The following is a 17,096-nucleotide window of genomic DNA, read 5'->3' as shown; positions in this document are numbered from 1 at the left end:
GGACGATTCAGCGCGCTCAGCGTCCAAAACTCGCCAGCTTGGCCCGCAGCTGGAGCACGGACTTCGTGTGGATCTGGCTCACCCGGCTCTCGGTCACCCCGAGCACGTTGCCGATCTCGGCGAGCGTGAGCCCTTCGTAGTAGTAGAGCGTGACGACGGTCTTCTCGCGCTCCGGCAGCGTGTTGATCGCCCGCGCCAGCAGCCTGCGCAGCTCCCGGTCCTCGGCGACCTCCACGGGGTTGTCGGCCGCGTGGTCCTCGAGCGTGTCCATCAGGCTGAGCCGGTCGCCGCCCTCGCCGCCGACGTGCAGCAGCTCCTCCAGGGCCACCACGTTCGCCAGCGACAACTGGCTGAAAACCGCGTGCAGTTCTTCGAGCGCGATCCCCATCTCGGCGGCGACCTCCGCCTCCGACGGAGTCCGTCGCAGCTGCGCCTCCAGCGTGGCGTAGGCCCGCTCGACATTGCGTGCCTTCTGCCGCACGGAGCGGGGGATCCAGTCGAGGGCCCGCAGTTCGTCGATCATCGCCCCGCGGATGCGGGTGATCGCGTACGTCTCGAACTTGATGGACCGCTCGATGTCGAACTTCTCGATCGCGTCGATCAGCCCGAAGACCCCGGACGAGACGAAGTCGGCCTGCTCGACATTGGGCGGCAGCCCCACGCTGACCCGGCCCGCCACGTACTTGACCAGCGGCGAGTAGTGCAGGATCAGCTGCTCCCGCAGCCGCCCGTCGCCCGTCTCCTTGTACGACCGCCACAGCTCGTCCAGCGACGAGGGGGCGGGGGGCCGCTCCCGCTCGCCGCTACGAGCGGCGGGGGGAACCGCTGCCCGGTCGGAGCCTGAGGTGTGCTGAGGCATTCGTCGCCTTGAGCCGTTCTGCCGTGAACTGGTGAGGTCGTGTGGAGCGTGGCGCTCGCGCGGACCGGGGAGGTCGCGCGGGTCGGGGAGGTCGCGCGAGCCGGCCGGGGGGCCGGTGTCACTCGCGCCGGTGCGGTGGGGAGCGTGCGTGGGGTGAATGAGGTCGTCCGTCTGGTCGCCTGGCCGGAATCCTCGTGAGCGTAGCGTGACTAAAGTGTCGCAGTGTGCGAAGAGTATGGGATCGCGCGTGCGCAGATACGTTCCGTTGGGCGCTCCGGAGGGTCGATTCCGTCGCTCTGCGTGAGGAGCCTGGCGTATCAACTGCCCGATTTCCCAAGGTCGTCGGGGGTCATCCGTCCGGCGGAACACGCTCGGTCACGATTCACCTCCATCGGCGAAGTCGGACGCGATCGCCTGGCGTGTCAACTGCCAGCCATCGCCGTGTCGTTCGACGAACCCCAACGACTGAAGCTCGTACAGTCGCCCGACCGCGTCATCCTCGGTCGTCGCGGCCCCCGCCGCTACATCGCGCGCCCCCGCACACCCCCGGCCGGGCAGGGCCGCGAGGACACGCTGCACCCCCGGGGCGAGCAGGTCACGCGGGACGACGGGCCCCCGGCGGGGCGGCGCCAGCTCCCCCATGTCGCCGACCAGTTCGACGACTTCGGCGGCGTCGCTCACCAGGACGCCGTCACCCCGTAGCAGTTCGTGCACCCCCGCGGAGAGACCGCTGGTCGCGGGGCCCGGCACCCCCATGGTGAAGCGCCCCAACTCCTGAGCGCTGCGTGCCGTGGCGAGCGCCCCACTGCGGTACGCGGCCTCGACGACCACCGTCCCCCGGGTCAGCGCGGCGATCACCCTGTTCCGCTGGATGAACCGGCTCGGCGTCGGATGATCGCCCGGTGGCAACTCACCCACGACCAGACCCTGTTCCGCGATGCGTCCGATCAGTTCGGCGTGGCCGCGGGGGTAGGGCCGGTCGATGCCGCAGGCGAGCACGGCCACGGTGGCGCCGCCGGCCCCGAGCGCCCCGCGGTGGGCGGCGCCGTCCACGCCGTACGCCCCGCCGGAGATCACGACCCAGCCGCGCTCCGCGAGCCCCGCGGCGAGGGCGGCCGCCATGTGGGCGCCGTACGGCGTGCAGGCCCGCGCCCCGACGACGGCCACCGACCGCAGCGCCCACATCCGCAGGGACGGCCGCCCCCGTACCCAGAGTCCGACCGGGCGCGCGTCGCCCAGGTCGTCCAGGGTCGCCGGCCACTCCGCGTCGCCCGGGCACACGAACCTTCCCCCGACGTCCCGTGCCGCCGCGAGATCCCGCTCCGGCCGCACGGTGGCCGTCCGCGCCCGCAGCCCCTCCCACCTCCGCGCGCTCACCCCGGGCAGCCGCTCCTCGTCCGCGCCGAGCCTGCGCAGCACCTCCGCGGCACCGATCTCGCGGAGCCACCGCCCGCCGACGGCGTCCCCCGGCTCCAGCACCCGGGTCAGGGCGACGCGGGCGAGACGCTCCTCGTCGGGGGACGGGGCCCTGGTCACCGCCCATCTCCGATCGCCATCGGCACGCCCCGGGAGACTCCCGTGCGCAGTTGCAGCGCGAGGGCGACGTCCTGAGCGGTCGGGCGGTCATGTCCCGCCAGGTCCGCGACGGTCCAGGCCACCCGCAGGACGCGGTCGAGGCCACGGGCGGTCAGGAAACCCCGCTCCAGGTCCAGTTCGGCCGCGTCCAGCGCGCCGGGGGCGGCGGGCCAGCGCGTGCGCAGCGCGTGGCCGGGGACTTCGCTGTTGAGGTGCCAGCCCGTGCCGGCCAGCCGGGCCGCCGCCCTCTCCCGCGCGGCGCGCACCCGGTCGGCGACGGTCCGGGTGGACTCGCCGCGTGTGCCGTACCCGGCCAGCTCGGAGCGGGTGACGGCTTCCACCTCGACCTTCAGGTCGACCCGGTCGAGCAGTGGTCCCGAGAGCCGGGCCTGGTAGCGGCGGATGACGGAGGCGGGGCATTCGCAGCCGTCGCCCAGCAGGGTGTGCCGGCCGCAGGGGCAGGGGTTGGCCGCGAGGACCATCAGGAACCTCGCGGGCAGCCTCACCACCCCCGAGCTGCGCGCGATCACCACATGGCCCGATTCGAGGGGCTGGCGCAGCGAGTCCAGCGTCTGGCCGCTGAATTCGGGGGCCTCGTCGAGGAAGAGCACGCCGCGGTGGGCGAGGGAGACCGCTCCCGGGCGGGCGATGCCCTTGCCGCCGCCCACCAGGGACTGCATCGTCGCGGAGTGGTGCGGCGCGCAGTACGGCGCGATGTCCACCAGCGGCTTGCCCGGCGGCAGCATGCCCGCCACCGAGTGGACCGCGGTGACCTCCAGGGACTCTTCCCTGGTCAGCCTGGGCAGGACGGCCGGGAGGCGCTCCGCGAGCATCGTCTTCCCGGCCCCCGGCGGCCCTTGCAGGAAGAGGTGGTGCGCGCCCGCCGCTGCCACCTCGACTGCGGTCCTGGCGGGCGCCTGCCCGACGACGTCGGCCAGGTCCCACGCATGGGCGTCGTCCAGGGCGTCGCTGAGGCCCGTGCCGATGCCGGTGCCGGGCACGCAGAGCCCCGCGAGCATCGGGTCGGGCCGCCCGGCCTCGACCGGCTCCTCCTCCGGCACCGGCTCGTCGGTCAGGACCGCGACGAGCTGGCGCAGACTGCGCACGCCGAGGACCGAGACACCCGGCACCAGAGAGGCTTCCGCCGCCGTGCACTCGGGGACGACCACCTGTTCGTACCCCGCGTCGGCCGCCGCGAGGACGGCGGGCAGCACGCCCCTGACCGGCCGCACCCGGCCGTCGAGGCCCAGCTCCCCGATCATCACGATGTCGGCGAGGACCTTGGGGTCGATCCGCTCGGCCGCTCCGAGGACGGCGCACGCGACGGCGAGGTCGAAACCACTGCCGCCCTTCGGCACCGACGCCGGGCTCAGTCCCACCGTCAGCTTCTTCTGGGGCCACTCACCGCCGGAATTGACCACGGCGGCCCTGACGCGGTCGCGGCTCTCGCTCAGGCTCTTGTCCGGCAGGCCCACCAGCGTGAACGCCGCGACCCCGGGCTCCAGATCGGCCTGCACCTCGACGACCACGCCCTCGACGCCGACCAGGGCGACGGAACACGTACGCGCGAATCCCATCAGGCCACCCCCCGCGCGTGCTCCACCACGGGGTTGCCGCGCCGGGGGATCAGGACGCCCACCAGGTCGATGCGGACGCCGCCGGGAGGCGGTCCGCCGCGCTCCTCGATCCAGCGCTCGGCGAGCCTGCGCAGTCGCTCCGCCTTGGTCGGGCCGACGGCCGCCATCGGATGCTCGAACGGCACCGAGCCGGCCCGCCCCGCCCTGCGCGTCTTGACCTCACAGACGACGTGGGCCTCGCCGTCCATGGCCACGATGTCGATCTCACCGGTCCTGCCCGCGCGCCAATTGCGCTCCAGAACCGTCATTCCCGACTCGACCAGCCGCCGCGCGGCCAGATCTTCGCCGTACCTGCCGAGTGCACCCCGTGCGTTCATGCCGGCACCACCTCCGGCATCCACGGTCGCGGTTCCGCCCGCAGCCATTGGATCTTGGTGGACTACTCGCCGGTTGTGGACAAGTCCGCCACCCCTGCGGGCGAAACCGACCGCGGCTCAGCTGCCCGGCAACTCGAGATCGCTCTTGTTCAGCTCCTCGATGTTCACGTCCTTGAACGTGAGGACCCGCACCTGCTTGACGAACCGAGCGGGCCTGTACATGTCCCACACCCAGGCATCCGCCATCGTCACCTCGAAGAAGACTTCGCCCTGGACCGAGTGCACCTGCATCTCATAATCATTGGTGAGGTAGAAACGCCGCTCGGTCTCGATCACGTATTTGAACAGACCGACGACATCGCGGTACTCCCGGTAGAGCTTCAGCTCCATCTCGGTCTCGTACTTCTCGAGGTCCTCGGCGCTCATGGCATGTTCCCCTTCAGCCGTGCGTCCCCCTATTGTGCGTCAGCCCCGCGAGCCCCTACACGATTTCCGTGTCGAGGACCTCGGGCCGATCCGGGGGCCCCTCGTCGAGCAGCCTGCGCAGCAGCCCGGCGAGCCTGGTCGGGTACACCGTCTCATGAGCCCCGGTCAGTTCTCGGCACGTCCACCAACGTGCTCCGGCGACACTGCGCTTTTCCAGCTCCGTGAGGCCCTCCGCGGCGATCGCCGTCTGCGTCGTGCGCGCCAGGTAGTACCACTCGTCCTGGTCCCAGCGCCGCCCGGCGAACGGAAAGGAGCAGACCCGCCGCCACAGGACCGGGCCGAGCTCGACCTCTGTGATGCCGGTCTCTTCCCGCAGCTCGCGCAGGGCGGCCTGTTCCCGCGTCTCGTCGCCCTCCACGCCACCGCCCGGCGTGAACCACCAGTCGTCCGAGGGGTTCTCCGGCTCGTGGCCGTGCAGCAGCAGGATGCGGTCGCTGCCGTCGAGCAGGACCACCCGCGCGACCCGGCGCAACGGCCGGTCGGCCGGCGCGGCTTCCCGGCCCTCGACCTCCGAGGTCTCTGCGGTCCCCGTAGCTTTCGTCGCTCCCGTGGCCCCCGCAGTCGACGCGTCCTCAGCCGACACGGGCTGCCTCCCGCGTCCGGCTCCCGCCGCGCCCGCGCCCCAGCCGCCTGGCCACCGGCCCGTACGCGGCGCCGCCCAGGACCAAGACCATGCCCGCCACCACCGCGGTCACCACCAGGCGCAGCGGTCCGGGCCGCGAGATGCCGCCCGGCATGTCCGCGAACCCGTCGGGCCGGTCCAGCATGCCGAACTTGTCCATCGGCCAGGCCACCGCGTCGACCCGGGCCTGCACGGCGCCGCGCGGCACCGACCCGTGGTCCGCGTCGCCCAGGTGCACGCTGGAGTCGAGAGACCCGCTGCGCTCGTCACCGAGGAGGAAGAGGCGCCCCTTGGGAACCGTCGTGGTGGGGATGCCGGTCGCCGCGGCCCCCTGCCCCTCGGGAAGATACGGTTCTGCGACTTCCTTGCCGTTGACGGTCAGCTTGCCGTCCTTGCAGCAGGCCACCTTGTCGCCGCCTATCCCGACGACGCGCTTGACCATCGGCAGGTCGCCCCAGGTCGCCTGCTTGAAGACGACGACGTCCCCGCGGCGCACGTCGTCGCCGTCTATCCGCTGCGCGAGGACCCGGTCGCCCGAGCCGATCGTCGGCGTCATCGAGCCGGTGGGGACGGTGTACGGCTGGTACAGGAAGGCACCCCAGGCGAACCCGCCGAGGAAGAGCACACAGCCGAGGGCCACGGCGATGCCCGACAGCACGCTGCCGAGCCGTCCGCGGCCCTCGTCCGTACGTTGTGTCCTGCTCATCCCAGTGCTCCCCCGTTTCGGAGACGATCCCGCCGTATGTCCTGGCGGCGGAAGATCGGCGATCTGGGACGGCACCCTACCCGGCGGTACTGCCGCCAGAAACCCTCGCGCCGCGGGCGGCGGCCACCGTGAGCCGGCGGCGGCGCCACAGCACGATCGGGACCGCACCCGCGAGTCCGAGGGCGCCCGGCGCCGCGCCGGAGAGGGCGTTGATCCCCGGCTGGTCGAAGGTGTCGGGCTTGGGCAGCGTGGCCCAGCGGGTGGGCGGCCAGGCGATCACGATGGCGCGGCCCACGACGTTGTCCACGGGGACGGCACCGCCGCCGGGCTGGTTCTGGTGGTAGCGGGAGTCCAGGGAGTTCTGCCGGTGGTCACCCATGACCCAGATTTTGCCCTTGGGAACGGTCACCTTGAACTGGCCGCCCTGGTCGTCGACCGTGCACGGGGTGTTGCCCGCGAAGACGTACGGCTCGTTGAGCGCCTTGCCGTTGACCTTCACCGGGCCCGTGCCCTTGCACTCCACGGTGTCGCCGCCGACGGCGATGACCCGCTTGATGAGGTCCTTCTCGTCGGCGGAGGGCATCAGGCCGACCCAGCCGAGGACCTTCTGGACCGCGTTCGGGTCGGGCGTCGGCTCGCCGTCGAGCCAGTGGCCCGGGTCCTTGAAGACGACGACCTCGCCGCGCTCGGGCTCGGAGCCGAACCACGGCGTCAGCTTGTCGACGAGGACGCGGTCGCCCTGCTGCAGCGTGTTCTGCATCGAGTCCGAGGGGATGGAGAACGCCTGGACCAGGAAGGTCTTGATGACCAGGGCGAGGACCAGGGCGATGCCGATGAGGAGCGGAAGCTCCTTCCAGAAGGAACGGGACTTCTTCTTCCGCTCCGCCTCCCGGTCCTTCGTCGCGCCGTCGACCTCGGCGGCGTCACTCCCGGGGGTGGCACCGCTCTCGACGGCGTCGACGCCCGGCTCGTCGGATTGCCCCGGCCGCTCCTCGGGTCCCTCGTGTCCGGATCGTGCGCCGACCGCCAAATCCCCCACATCCACTCCTCAGTCCGTGCCGCCGCCTGCCCCAGATGCGATGCAGGCCCACCACTCCCATAACGAGCGGGAGTTCCGCAGGGGTCGGGAGCCGGATCAATCCATATCGATCGCCGGGGGCCACCCTATGCGACGCTCCTGTGAGGGTGCCCGATGCCGCACGCGCGTCGGTGACCGAGGCGTACGTCTTGGGCTCCTCCAGCTTGCGCCAGTGGCCGAAGGGCCAGGCGATCACCATCGCGCGCCCCACCACCTCGTCCTCGGAGACGGTGCCGTGGAACTTCTCGGTGCGGTGGAAACGGGAGTCGGCCGAGTCGCTCCGGTGGTCGCCCAACATGAAGAGGCGCCCCTTGGGGACCTTGACCTCGAACGCGAAGTCCGACGGCTTGTCGCCCGGGTGGATGTAGGGCTCGTCCAGGGGCACGCCGTTAACGGTGACCTTGTCGTTCTCGTCACAGCACTTCACGGTGTCGCCACCCACGCCGACGACGCGTTTGATCAGGTCCCGCTCGCTGTCGGAGGGCAGCAGACCGATCTGGGTCAGGCCCTCTTTGACCTGCTTGACGACGACCGGGTCGTCCTTCTTCTTGCCCTGTTCCTCTTCGAGCCAGTTGCCCGGGTCCTTGAAGACGACGACGTCGCCGCGTTCCGGCTTGGCGCCGAACCACGGGGTGAGCTTGTCGACCAGGACGCGGTCCCCGATCCGGATGGTCTGCTCCATGGAGCCGGAGGGGATCACGAAGGCCTGCACCAGGAACGTCTTCAGGACCAGGGCTATCAGCAGCGCCACGCCTATCAGGAGCGGCACCTCCTTGATCGCCGAGCGTCGCCTGCGCCGCTTGACCTTCTTCGCCAGCCTGCGCCGGTCGGCCCGGCCGGGCAGGACCGGGCCGTCGGTCGGCCGGGAGCCGGTGGGCAGCCGGGTGTCCGCCCGGTGGCCGGCGCCGCGCGTCCGTCCGCGGTTACCCATGGGGCCCGCCGGGATCGGGCACGCGCGCGTAGCTGCCGGGCCGCTTCAGGGACGTCCAGTGGCCGACCGGCCAGGCGATCCAGTCGGCCCGGCCGATGACCTCGTCGACGGGGATCATGCCGCCGCCGGGCTCGCCGAGGTGGTCGCGGGAGTCACGGGAGTCGCTGCGGTGGTCGCCGAGGAGGAACAGGCTGTCCTCGGGGACGACCACGTCGAAGGGGACCTGGGAGGGTGCGTTCCCCGGGTAGAGGAACGGCTCGTCGACGGGCTCGCCGTTCACCTTGATCCTCCCCCGCTTGTCGCAGCAGACCACCCGGTCTCCCCCGGTGCCCACGACCCGCTTGATGTAGTCGGCCTCTCCGAAGTAACCACTGCCGTCGAAGACGACCGCGTCACCCCGCTGCGGCTCGGAACCGAAACGGTACGCCAACTTGTTGACGAGTACCCGGTCCCCGGAGCGGAACGCAGGCTCCATGGAGCCGCTCGGAATCTGGAAGGGCTGCACCACGAACGTGTTGACGACGAGCAGGAGACCCAGGCCCAGCAGGAACACCAGCGTGAGCCTGCCGCCCGGCAGCCAGTCGGTCAGCGACGCGAAAAAGGAGCGCGACCGTTCCTCCGTCCCCTCGGCTGCTCCGTCGACGTGCGGGACGTCTCCGGAACCGGAGGGTGGGGAGGAGCGGTCGCGCTCCGTGTGCTGTGCTTCGGTGTCCATCGGAGCCAGATGCTATCCGGCTCCGCCGTGGACCCGCGCGCGAGCTCAGCTCTCGCGCTTCTCCTTGATCTTCGCGGCCTTGCCGCGCAGGTCACGGAGGTAGTACAGCTTCGCGCGACGGACGTCACCGCGGGTGACGAGCTCGATCTTCTCGACGATCGGGGTGTGCACCGGGAAGGTGCGCTCGACGCCGACGGAGAAGGAGACCTTGCGGACCGTGAAGGTCTCGCGCACGCCGGCACCCTGGCGGCGGATGACTACGCCCTTGAACTGCTGCACACGGGAGCGGTTGCCCTCGATGACGCGGACGTGGACGTTGACGGTGTCACCCGGGCGGAACGCGGGGACGTCGCTGCGCAGCGACGCGCTGTCGACGGAGTCGAGCAGGTTGGCCATGATCGTCTGCTTTCTTCACTGATGCCACAGGTCATCAGCGGAACGTGGTGATGAGGATTCGGTAGCTGATCGCGTCGGGCGGGCGTCTTTCCCCCTGTGGCAGGGGCGCACGCTGGACGTACAGCAGCGGCCTATTCTTCCACGGCTTCGGGGTCTCGCCCAAATCGGCCGTCCGGTCCCGGCCGCCACCCCAGGATCGAGAGCATCTCGCGGTCCTTCTTGTCGAAGGCGCCGGGGTCGCAGCGCTCGATGAGATCGGGTCTGTTGCGGGTGGTGCGCCGCAGCGCCTCATCCCGGCGCCAGCGCGCGATCTTGCCGTGGTGGCCGCTGAGCAGGACGTCGGGGATGCCGTGCCCGCGCCACTGGGGAGGCTTGGTGTAGACGGGGCCTTCCAGGAGGTTGGCCATGGCGCCCGGGGCGAAGGAGTCGTCCTGGTGGGACTCGGCGTTGCCGAGCACGCCCGGCAGGAGCCGGGCCACCGCCTCGGTGATGACCAGGACAGCGGCTTCCCCGCCCGCGAGGACGTAGTCCCCGATGGAGACCTCGTAGACGGGCATGCGCGTCGCGTACTCGTCGGTGACGCGGCGGTCGATGCCCTCGTAGCGCGCGGGCGCGAAGACGAGCCACGGGCGCTCGGAGAGCTCCACGGCCAGTTCCTGGGTAAAGGGACGGCCGCTGGGCGTGGGGACGACCAGGGCGGGCCCGTGGGCACCGGCCTCGTATCCCTCGCCGAGCACGTCGTCGAGGGCCTCGCCCCAGGGCTCGGTCTTCATGACCATGCCGGGGCCGCCGCCGTAGGGGGTGTCGTCGACCGTGTTGTGCCGGTCGTACGTCCACTCCCTGAGGTCGTGCACCTGGACGTCGAGCCGGCCACGCGCGCGTGCCTTGCCGACGAGGGAGACGTTCAGCGGTTCCAGGTACTCGGGGAAGATCGTGACGACGTCGAGACGCATTACGCCTCGTCCCGCGTGGAGGCGATCTCGGCGCGGTCGTCGATGAGCCCGGGGGGCGGGTCGATGACGGCCTTCTGCTCTTCGAGATCGATCTCGACGACGATCTCCTCGACGAAGGGGATCATCACCTCGCTGCCGTCGGGCCGCTCCACGATGAACAGGTCCTGCGAGGGCAGGTGCGAGATCTCGGTGATCCGGCCGACCTCGGTGCCGTCCGCCAGGACGACGTCGAGGTCCATGAGCTGGTGGTCGTAGAACTCGTCCTCTTCCTCGGGGAGCTCTTCGGGGTCCACCTCGGCGATGAGGATCGTGTTGCGCAGCGCCTCGGCGCCCGTGCGGTCGCGCACGCCCTCGAAGCGCAGCAGGAGGCGGCCGCTGTGCACCCGGCCGGACTCGATGGTCAGCGGGCCGACGGAGGCGGGCTCCGTGGCGAGGACGGCGCCGGGGCCGAGCCGCAGCTCCGGCTCGTCGGTGCGGACCTCGACGGTGACCTCACCCTTGATGCCGTGGGCACGGCCGATGCGGGCGACTACCAACTGCACTGCGAATCTCTCCTCATCCACGACTACGGGCCGGGGAAGGCCCTGAAGCCCTCCCCGGCCCGAGCCGGTGCTGCTGTGGTTCTACGAACCCGGTTCAGCGAACCTGGTCCACGTCGACGAGGTCGACGCGGACACCGCGGCCACCGATGGCGCCCACGACGGTCCGCAGAGCGCGAGCGGTGCGGCCGTTGCGGCCGATCACCTTGCCGAGGTCATCGGGGTGGACCCGAACCTCGAGAACGCGTCCACGGCGCAGGGTGCGCGAGGCCACCTGCACGTCGTCGGGGTTGTCGACGATGCCCTTCACGAGGTGCTCGAGAGCCTCCTCGAGCATGCTCAGGCCTCGGTGGACTCGGTGGACGCGGCTTCGGCCTCGTCCGCCTTCTTGTCCGACTTCTTGGCCTTCTGGGTGATGGCCTCACCCTTGGCGTCGTCGCCCTCGAGACCCTTGGTGAAGGCCTCGAACGCGGCGCGCTTGTCCTTGGGCTCGGCGACCTTCAGCGGCGCCGGGGCCGGCAGGCCCTTGTGCTTCTGCCAGTCGCCGGTGAGCTTCAGGATGGCCATGACCGGCTCGGTCGGCTGGGCGCCGACGGACAGCCAGTACTGGGCACGCTCCGAGTTGACCTCGATGCGCGAGGGGTTCTGCACCGGGTGGTACAGACCGATCTCCTCGATGGCCCGGCCGTCACGGCGGGTACGGGAGTCGGCGACGACGATGCGGTAGTGAGGCGAACGGATCTTGCCCAGACGCTTCAGCTTGATCTTGACTGCCACGGGAGTGGTGTCTCCTGGTCTTGACGTGGGTGGGCACAACGGGGATGCCGCGTGGGGTTGCGGTACTCGAGTGCCCGATGGACGCGTCAGCCGGAGGAGAGAGGGGTCCTGTGCGACTGTCGAGTACAGCTAGCCATTGTGCCATACGTCGCCGGGGCACCCGAACCCGGTCCGGGCGCCCCGGTCGCGGCTCAGCCCACGCCCACACCGACCACTTCCGGGATCCGGAACGGCTTTCCGCAGCCCCCGCACATGATCGGCGCCTGGGCGAGCACGGAGGGCACGACGCGGACGTTGCGCCCGCAGTCGCAGACCGCCTTCACGCGCACGCCTCCTCCGGAGGAGCCGTGCCGTGCGGCCGGTCCCCGGAAGCTGCGCGCGGTGTCCGCCGTCGTCGCGGCGGTGTGTGCCTTCAGCGCGCGCTGCAGGCGTTCGATCGTCGGTCGATAGCGCTTCTTCGCCTCCGGATTGAGCGTGACCAGCGAGAAGCCGCTGCTCGGGTGCGGCTCCTCGGGGTGGTCGAGGCCCAGCTCCTCGGCGATCGCGAGGAATCTGCGGTTGTGGTAGCGGCCGGCGCGTGAGGTGTCGCGTACGCCGCGCGAGGCGGCGATGCCATGGACTGCCTCGTGAAGCAGTCGCTCGAAGGAGAGCTCGGCGCCGCAGGCGGACGACGACTCTCCGATCAGGGATTCGGGCGCGGCAAGGTCGGGCAGCTCGGGGTGGTGCCGCTGAATGTCGGCCCACGCCTGTGCCAGCTCTGCGGCGAGAACAGGTGGTGTCGTGCTCACGTCGTGACAACGAGCCGAGTGCCCTCGGGGTTCCATTCCGGGGCATCCCAAATAATTTGCACGTACCCGTCAGTTGCCATTGATGCGTCCGGACGAGGGCGGGTGCGCTGATCTGCGGAGAAGCCTCACAGCTCGCATCAAGCCGGTACGTAGTGGCGCGTACGCCCCAGCGCGTAGGACACGTCCTCGCGCCGGGGCCCGTGGTGTCCGGGCGGGCGCGCGGCCCGCGGACGAGCGCGCCGGTGCCGACGCGTGCCGCTCAGTAGGCGCGGGCCACGACAGCGACGTTACCCGGGGTCTCGTCGGCGTCCGGCACCGCCCCGTCCTCAGCGACCAGACACCGTACGGTCAGGCCGTGCCCGGCCAGTCCGGCCTCGCCCTCCACACCGAGCGCGGCCCACGGGAGGCGGGCCCAGCCGCCGGCCTCGGCGGCCTCCACCGCCTCCCCGACGGTACGGACGTCCGCGGTGCGGGACTCGCGGCGGGCGCGGGCCTGGCTCAGGAGCAGCGCCTGGTCCTCTTCGAGGATGCCGGGCAGCAGGGCGGCGAGTGCGTCGATCGGCACCGGCTCCTTGTTCCCGCCCGGGATGCGGCGCGTCAGCATCGCGGTGCGGCTCTCCAGATCGCGCGGCCCGACTTCGACGCGCACCGGCACGCCCTTGAGCTCCCAGTCCACGGCGCGCCGTCCGAAGGGGGTGTCCGTACGGTCGTCGACCTGGACGCGGACGCCCGCGGCGGTCAGCCTCGCGCCGATCTCGCGGACCTCGGCGAGCACGGCGTCGTCGCCCTTGACGGCGAGGACGACGGCCTGGACCGGCGCGAGCCGGGGCGGTACGCGCAGGCCGCGGTCGTCGCCGTGCATCATCGCCAGGGCGCCGATCATCCGTGTCGTGCTGCCCCAGGAGGTCTGCCAGACCAGTTCCTGTTCGCCCTCCTTGGACAGGTACCGGGTGTGGAAGGCCCTGGCGAAGTTCTGGCCGAGCTCGTGGCTGGTGCCGAGCTGGAGGGCCTTGCCGTCGCCCATCATCCCTTCGAGGGTGAGGGTGTTGATGGCGCCGGCGAAGCGTTCGGCGGCGGTCTTGCGGCCCGGCACGAAGTCCATGGCGAGCACCTCGCGCAGGAAGGCCCCGTAGACGTCGCGGTGGATGCGGGCGGCGAAGTCGCGTGCCTCCTCGTACGTCGCGTGGGCGGTGTGACCCTCCTGCCAGAGGAACTCCGAGGTGCGCAGGAACAGGCGGGGGCGCATCTCCCACCGGACCACGTTGGCCCACTGGTTGATCAGCAGCGGCAGGTCGCGGTAGCTCTGCACCCACTTGGAGAAGTACTCGTTGACGATCGTCTCCGAGGTGGGCCGGACGACGACCGGCTCCTCCAGCTCCTTGCCGCCGCCGTGCGTGACGACGGCCAGCTCGGGCGCGAAGCCCTCGACGTGCTCGGCCTCCCTGGTCAGGTACGACTGCGGGATGAGGAGGGGGAAGTACGCGTTCTGCGTGCCCGTCGCCTTGATGCGGGCGTCCATGTCCTGCTGCATCCGCTCCCAGAGGGCGTAGCCGTACGGTCGGATCACCATGGTGCCGCGCACCGGACCGTTGTCGGCCAGCTCGGCCTTGTTGATCAGATCCTGGTACCAGCGCGGAAAGTCGTCCGCCTGGGGCGTGAGCACGGGTGTCTTGGCCATGGCGCGCATGGTAGGTGCGAGGCCCCGGAGAATGCGCGTATTTATCCCCCCAGGGGGCGCACGACGGTGGCACGCAAGCATTGGCACACAACCTCTGGACGCCACGACGGATGCGGAGTTCTCTGGCATACGGGGGGAGTGTGAGCGCACGGCACGGGGGCGGAGGAACCGTTGAATTCCGGCACGGCACTAACTCTCGTTGGATTGGGGCGCTTTCGATGACACCAACACTCGTGCAGTCGCACCTACCCCGCGCGGGCGCCACGCCCCGCGTGGACCTGGGCGCACGCGCGCGTGACTGGGCGGAGATCCAGGAACGGATGCTGGTCCCGCTCTATGAAGCGGTGTACGAACGGCTCGAAGTGGGTGAGGGCACGCGGCTCCTGGGCCTCGGCTGTGGTTCCGGACTGGCCCTGCTGATGGCGGTCTCACGCGGCGCCGCGGTCACCGGCGTCGATCCGGCCCGGCCCGAACGCCTGGCCCTCGCGCGCGAACGGCTGCTTCCGGAGGCGGCGGGGGACGCACGCACGCGTGCCGACACCCGGCTCGTCGAGGGAGGCCCGGCGGACGCGGCGGAGCCGGGCCTGCCCGCGTACAACCTGGTCACCGCCTTCCAGCCGATCGGCTGCACGGCGGGTGACTCCGAAGGGCTCTCCGAGCTCCTGGAGGCGGCGGCTCCGCTCGCCGGACGCGGCGCCCCGGTGGTGCTCGCCGGCTGGGGCCCTCCGGAGCGGTGCGCGACCTCCTCGGTCCTGCGGGTGGCGACGAAGCTCGCCGATCCGCTGCGGTCCACCGGAAGCTGGCGTCCCGCGCTGCGGGACGACCTGGAGGAGGTCGCTCAGCGGGCCGGGCTCAAGCCGGACGGTTCGGGCCGGGTGGCCTGCCCGTTCGGGTACGCGGACGTGGAGAGCGCGGCGCGCGGGCTGCTCTCGACGGGGCTGTTCGACGCGGCGGTGGGCGCGACGGACCAGGCGCAGGTCGACAAGGAGCTCACCGAGGCGCTCCATCCGCACCGGCGCGCGGACGGGACGGTGTGGATGCCGAACGTCTTCCGCTATCTGATCGCCCGCACTCCGTAGCCCGGCGGGGGGCTAGGCGTCCTTGGTCATGCGCGTGATGCCCGCGACCCGGTACGCCTGCGCCTCCTCGAGCGTCTCGTTCTCCAGCAGCGCCGCGGCCAGCGCGTCCAGTTGGTCCCGGTGCTCGCGCAGCTGCCGGCAGGCACTCTCGTAGCACTCGTCGACGATCCGCCGCATCTCCGCGTCGATGGTGTCGAGGGTGCCGGGGGCCGCCGCGAGTCCGTACGCCTGCTGGGCGTCGTTGGGCAGGGCCGAGAGGCGGCCCACGCGTTCGCTCATGCCCCAGCGGCCGACCATGCCGCGTGCGATGTTGGTGACCTGTTCGAGGTCGCTCTCTGCGCCGGTCGTGATGACTCCGTAGACGACGTGTTCGGCGGCCATGCCGCCCAGGGCGCCGATGACGCGGCCCCGGAGGTACTCCTCGGTGTAGGCGTACTTGTCGGAGTCGGGGGTCGAGAGCGTCACGCCCAGGGCACGGCCGCGCGGCACGATCGTGATCTTGCGGACCGGGTCGGCGCCGGGCTGCAACATGCCGAGCAGGGCGTGGCCGCTCTCGTGGTACGCGGTGCGTCTGCGCTCCTCCTCCGGCATGACGAGCGGGCGTTCGGCGCCGAGCTGCACCTTCTCCATGGCTTCGGAGAGGTCGGCCTGCGTGACGGCCCGCTGTTTGCGCTTGACGGCGACGAGGGCGGCCTCGTTGGCGAGGTTGGCCAGTTCCGCGCCGGTCATGCCCGGTGTCGTACGGGCGACGTGGGCGAGGTCGACGTCGTCGGCGAGCGGGATGGACCGGGTATGGATCTTGAGGATGGCCTCGCGTCCGCCGCGGTCGGGCGGGGAGACGTTGACGACGCGGTCGAACCGTCCGGGCCTGGTGAGGGCGGGGTCGAGGACGTCGGCGCGGTTGGTGGCGGCGAGCACGATGACGCCTTCCGCGCCCGAGAAACCATCCATCTCGGTGAGGATCTGGTTGAGCGTCTGCTCGCGCTCGTCGTGGCCGCCCATTCCGCTGCCGCCGCCCCGGGCCCGTCCGATGGTGTCGATCTCGTCGATGAAGATGATCGACGGCGCCACCTTGCGGGCCTCGGCGAAGAGTTCGCGTACGCGGGAGGCGCCCACGCCGACGATCATCTCGATGAACTCCGAGGCGGAGGCCGAGAAGAAGGGCACGCCGGCCTCGCCCGCGACGGCGCGCGCGAGCAGGGTCTTGCCGGTGCCGGGCGGTCCGGCGAGCAGCACGCCGCGCGGCATCTTGGCGCCCATCGCACGGTAGGCGTCCGGGTTCTTGAGGAAGTCGACGACGTCGTTGAGCTCGCCCTCGACCTCGTCGATCCCCGCCACGTCCTCGAACGTGGTGCGCTTGGCCCCGGGCTCGAGCTCCACGGGCTTGGGCGGCGTCTTGCGCCCGAGCATGCCGCCCCCGCCGCCCATTCCGGCGCTCATGCGCCGGGCGATGAAGATCCACAGCACGACGAGGAGCAGCATCGGCGCCAGCGAGATCAGCAGGTTCGACAGGAAGCTGCGCTCCTGCACCACGGGCTCGGCGGTGACGGTGACGTCGTGCTTGGTCAGGTCGGCCCAGAGCTTGTCGTCGGCGAAGGCGGGCCGCTGGGTCGTGAACTTGGTGTACTTCCCCTTGTCGCCGTCCGGCTTGTCCTGCTCCTTCTTGAGCTGCCCCTGGATCGCGTCGCCCTTGGAGTAGATCTTCGAGACGTTGCCGTCGTCGACCTGTTTGCTGAACTCCGTGTACGAGATCGTCGGCTCGTCGCCGTCGTTGAAGAAGGACAGGACGACGTTGGCGATGAGGTACACGATCAGCGCCGTCAGGATCAGGCTGCCCCAGCCGCCCGGCATCTTCTTCTTCGGCGGCGGGGTGGGGGCGGGCGGCGGCGCGCCCTCGGAGCGCCAGGGCCGGTCGGGCGTCTGACGCGGCGGCACAGGGTTGCTCATATCCGGACGTTAC

At 71.0% G+C, this 17,096-nt stretch carries 19 protein-coding genes; 1 reads left to right on the top strand and 18 read right to left on the bottom strand.

Translation table 11 applies throughout. The features are described from left to right. Nucleotides 1–16 precede the first annotated feature (16 nt). The 17 genes from whiG to proS form a co-directional block, all read right to left on the bottom strand. Complete coding sequence (gene whiG, locus ACZ7DY_RS33840) at nucleotides 17–859, bottom strand: RNA polymerase sigma factor WhiG (protein WP_471142363.1); 843 nt, start codon at nucleotides 857–859, stop codon at nucleotides 17–19. Between the two features lie 375 nt (nucleotides 860–1,234). After that, complete coding sequence (gene dprA / locus ACZ7DY_RS33835; protein ID WP_471142360.1) at nucleotides 1,235–2,395, bottom strand: DNA-processing protein DprA; 1,161 nt, start codon at nucleotides 2,393–2,395, stop codon at nucleotides 1,235–1,237. Next, the gene (locus ACZ7DY_RS33830; protein ID WP_471142357.1) at nucleotides 2,392–4,011 is read right to left on the bottom strand and encodes a YifB family Mg chelatase-like AAA ATPase; all 1,620 of its coding nucleotides are present in this window, start codon (nucleotides 4,009–4,011) and stop codon (nucleotides 2,392–2,394) included. The genes dprA and ACZ7DY_RS33830 overlap by 4 nt, the downstream gene beginning before the upstream one ends. Further along, entirely contained in the window at nucleotides 4,011–4,436 is a 426-nt protein-coding gene (locus ACZ7DY_RS33825) for a YraN family protein (RefSeq protein ID WP_471142356.1), read from the bottom strand. The genes ACZ7DY_RS33830 and ACZ7DY_RS33825 overlap by 1 nt, the downstream gene beginning before the upstream one ends. A gap of 69 nt (nucleotides 4,437–4,505) precedes the next feature. Then, a complete protein-coding gene (locus ACZ7DY_RS33820) occupies nucleotides 4,506–4,814 on the bottom strand; it encodes a DUF2469 domain-containing protein (protein ID WP_006139554.1) in 309 nt (102 codons plus the stop codon). A 55-nt stretch (nucleotides 4,815–4,869) separates the two neighbouring features. Further along, nucleotides 4,870–5,346: an NUDIX hydrolase gene (locus ACZ7DY_RS33815; RefSeq protein ID WP_471142543.1), complete on the bottom strand. Its 477-nt coding sequence runs from the start codon at nucleotides 5,344–5,346 to the stop codon at nucleotides 4,870–4,872. 100 nt (nucleotides 5,347–5,446) lie between these two features. Continuing rightward, nucleotides 5,447–6,202: a signal peptidase I gene (gene lepB, locus ACZ7DY_RS33810; protein WP_471142355.1), complete on the bottom strand. Its 756-nt coding sequence runs from the start codon at nucleotides 6,200–6,202 to the stop codon at nucleotides 5,447–5,449. Between the two features lie 76 nt (nucleotides 6,203–6,278). Then, nucleotides 6,279–7,232 carry a signal peptidase I gene (gene lepB / locus ACZ7DY_RS33805; RefSeq protein WP_471142540.1) on the bottom strand — a complete coding sequence of 318 codons (954 nt, stop codon included), beginning with the start codon at nucleotides 7,230–7,232 and terminating at the stop codon, nucleotides 6,279–6,281. Next, nucleotides 7,126–8,211 (bottom strand): signal peptidase I, encoded by a 1,086-nt coding sequence (gene lepB, locus ACZ7DY_RS33800; protein WP_471142352.1) that lies wholly within the window; start codon nucleotides 8,209–8,211, stop codon nucleotides 7,126–7,128. Before lepB (ACZ7DY_RS33800) ends, lepB (ACZ7DY_RS33805) begins: the two co-directional genes overlap by 107 nt. After that, nucleotides 8,204–8,926, bottom strand: a complete 723-nt coding sequence (gene lepB / locus ACZ7DY_RS33795) for a signal peptidase I (protein ID WP_471142349.1) — start codon at nucleotides 8,924–8,926, stop codon at nucleotides 8,204–8,206. Before lepB (ACZ7DY_RS33795) ends, lepB (ACZ7DY_RS33800) begins: the two co-directional genes overlap by 8 nt. Nucleotides 8,927–8,971: 45 nt before the next feature. Beyond that, complete coding sequence (rplS, locus tag ACZ7DY_RS33790) at nucleotides 8,972–9,322, bottom strand: 50S ribosomal protein L19 (protein ID WP_471142348.1); 351 nt, start codon at nucleotides 9,320–9,322, stop codon at nucleotides 8,972–8,974. A gap of 131 nt (nucleotides 9,323–9,453) precedes the next feature. Further along, nucleotides 9,454–10,275, bottom strand: a complete 822-nt coding sequence (gene trmD, locus ACZ7DY_RS33785; protein WP_471142346.1) for a tRNA (guanosine(37)-N1)-methyltransferase TrmD — start codon at nucleotides 10,273–10,275, stop codon at nucleotides 9,454–9,456. After that, nucleotides 10,275–10,817, bottom strand: coding sequence for a ribosome maturation factor RimM (gene rimM, locus ACZ7DY_RS33780; RefSeq protein WP_471142343.1), 543 nt, complete (start codon nucleotides 10,815–10,817; stop codon nucleotides 10,275–10,277). Before rimM ends, trmD begins: the two co-directional genes overlap by 1 nt. A 94-nt stretch (nucleotides 10,818–10,911) precedes the next feature. Further along, entirely contained in the window at nucleotides 10,912–11,151 is a 240-nt protein-coding gene (locus ACZ7DY_RS33775) for an RNA-binding protein (protein WP_327353152.1), read from the bottom strand. Nucleotides 11,152–11,153: 2 nt separating this feature from the next. Continuing rightward, entirely contained in the window at nucleotides 11,154–11,591 is a 438-nt protein-coding gene (gene rpsP, locus ACZ7DY_RS33770) for a 30S ribosomal protein S16 (RefSeq protein WP_150186450.1), read from the bottom strand. Between the two features lie 191 nt (nucleotides 11,592–11,782). Next, nucleotides 11,783–12,379: a hypothetical protein gene (locus ACZ7DY_RS33765; RefSeq protein ID WP_471142340.1), complete on the bottom strand. Its 597-nt coding sequence runs from the start codon at nucleotides 12,377–12,379 to the stop codon at nucleotides 11,783–11,785. A gap of 259 nt (nucleotides 12,380–12,638) precedes the next feature. Further along, nucleotides 12,639–14,057, bottom strand: a complete 1,419-nt coding sequence (proS, locus tag ACZ7DY_RS33760) for a proline--tRNA ligase (protein ID WP_471142337.1) — start codon at nucleotides 14,055–14,057, stop codon at nucleotides 12,639–12,641. Nucleotides 14,058–14,275: 218 nt separating this feature from the next. Between proS and ACZ7DY_RS33755 the strand changes: the two genes are divergently transcribed. Beyond that, nucleotides 14,276–15,136, top strand: a complete 861-nt coding sequence (locus tag ACZ7DY_RS33755; RefSeq protein WP_471142335.1) for a class I SAM-dependent methyltransferase — start codon at nucleotides 14,276–14,278, stop codon at nucleotides 15,134–15,136. Between the two features lie 12 nt (nucleotides 15,137–15,148). Here the strand turns inward: ACZ7DY_RS33755 and ftsH are convergent, their stop codons facing one another. Continuing rightward, the gene (gene ftsH, locus ACZ7DY_RS33750) at nucleotides 15,149–17,083 is read right to left on the bottom strand and encodes an ATP-dependent zinc metalloprotease FtsH (protein ID WP_471142333.1); all 1,935 of its coding nucleotides are present in this window, start codon (nucleotides 17,081–17,083) and stop codon (nucleotides 15,149–15,151) included. Between the last annotated feature and the right edge of the window lie 13 nt (nucleotides 17,084–17,096).

Source organism: Streptomyces sp. NPDC037013, assembly GCF_055607265.1.
This window is presented reverse-complemented; position numbering and strand designations above follow the sequence as displayed.

Excerpts from the sequence above, each read along its gene's own strand:
- rplS (WP_471142348.1), bottom strand. The coding sequence starts at position 9,322 with ATGGCCAACCTGCTCGACTCCGTCGACAGCGCGTCGCTGCGCAGCGAC.
- ACZ7DY_RS33825 (WP_471142356.1), bottom strand. The coding sequence starts at position 4,436 with ATGGCTGCGGGCGGAACCGCGACCGTGGATGCCGGAGGTGGTGCCGGC.
- lepB (WP_471142349.1), bottom strand. The coding sequence starts at position 8,926 with ATGGACACCGAAGCACAGCACACGGAGCGCGACCGCTCCTCCCCACCC.
- whiG (WP_471142363.1), bottom strand. The coding sequence starts at position 859 with ATGCCTCAGCACACCTCAGGCTCCGACCGGGCAGCGGTTCCCCCCGCC.
- trmD (WP_471142346.1), bottom strand. The coding sequence starts at position 10,275 with ATGCGTCTCGACGTCGTCACGATCTTCCCCGAGTACCTGGAACCGCTG.
- ftsH (WP_471142333.1), bottom strand. The coding sequence starts at position 17,083 with ATGAGCAACCCTGTGCCGCCGCGTCAGACGCCCGACCGGCCCTGGCGC.
- ACZ7DY_RS33830 (WP_471142357.1), bottom strand. The coding sequence starts at position 4,011 with ATGGGATTCGCGCGTACGTGTTCCGTCGCCCTGGTCGGCGTCGAGGGC.
- ACZ7DY_RS33820 (WP_006139554.1), bottom strand. The coding sequence starts at position 4,814 with ATGAGCGCCGAGGACCTCGAGAAGTACGAGACCGAGATGGAGCTGAAG.
- lepB (WP_471142355.1), bottom strand. The coding sequence starts at position 6,202 with ATGAGCAGGACACAACGTACGGACGAGGGCCGCGGACGGCTCGGCAGC.
- lepB (WP_471142352.1), bottom strand. The coding sequence starts at position 8,211 with ATGGGTAACCGCGGACGGACGCGCGGCGCCGGCCACCGGGCGGACACC.
- proS (WP_471142337.1), bottom strand. The coding sequence starts at position 14,057 with ATGGCCAAGACACCCGTGCTCACGCCCCAGGCGGACGACTTTCCGCGC.
- ACZ7DY_RS33775 (WP_327353152.1), bottom strand. The coding sequence starts at position 11,151 with ATGCTCGAGGAGGCTCTCGAGCACCTCGTGAAGGGCATCGTCGACAAC.
- ACZ7DY_RS33755 (WP_471142335.1), top strand. The coding sequence starts at position 14,276 with ATGACACCAACACTCGTGCAGTCGCACCTACCCCGCGCGGGCGCCACG.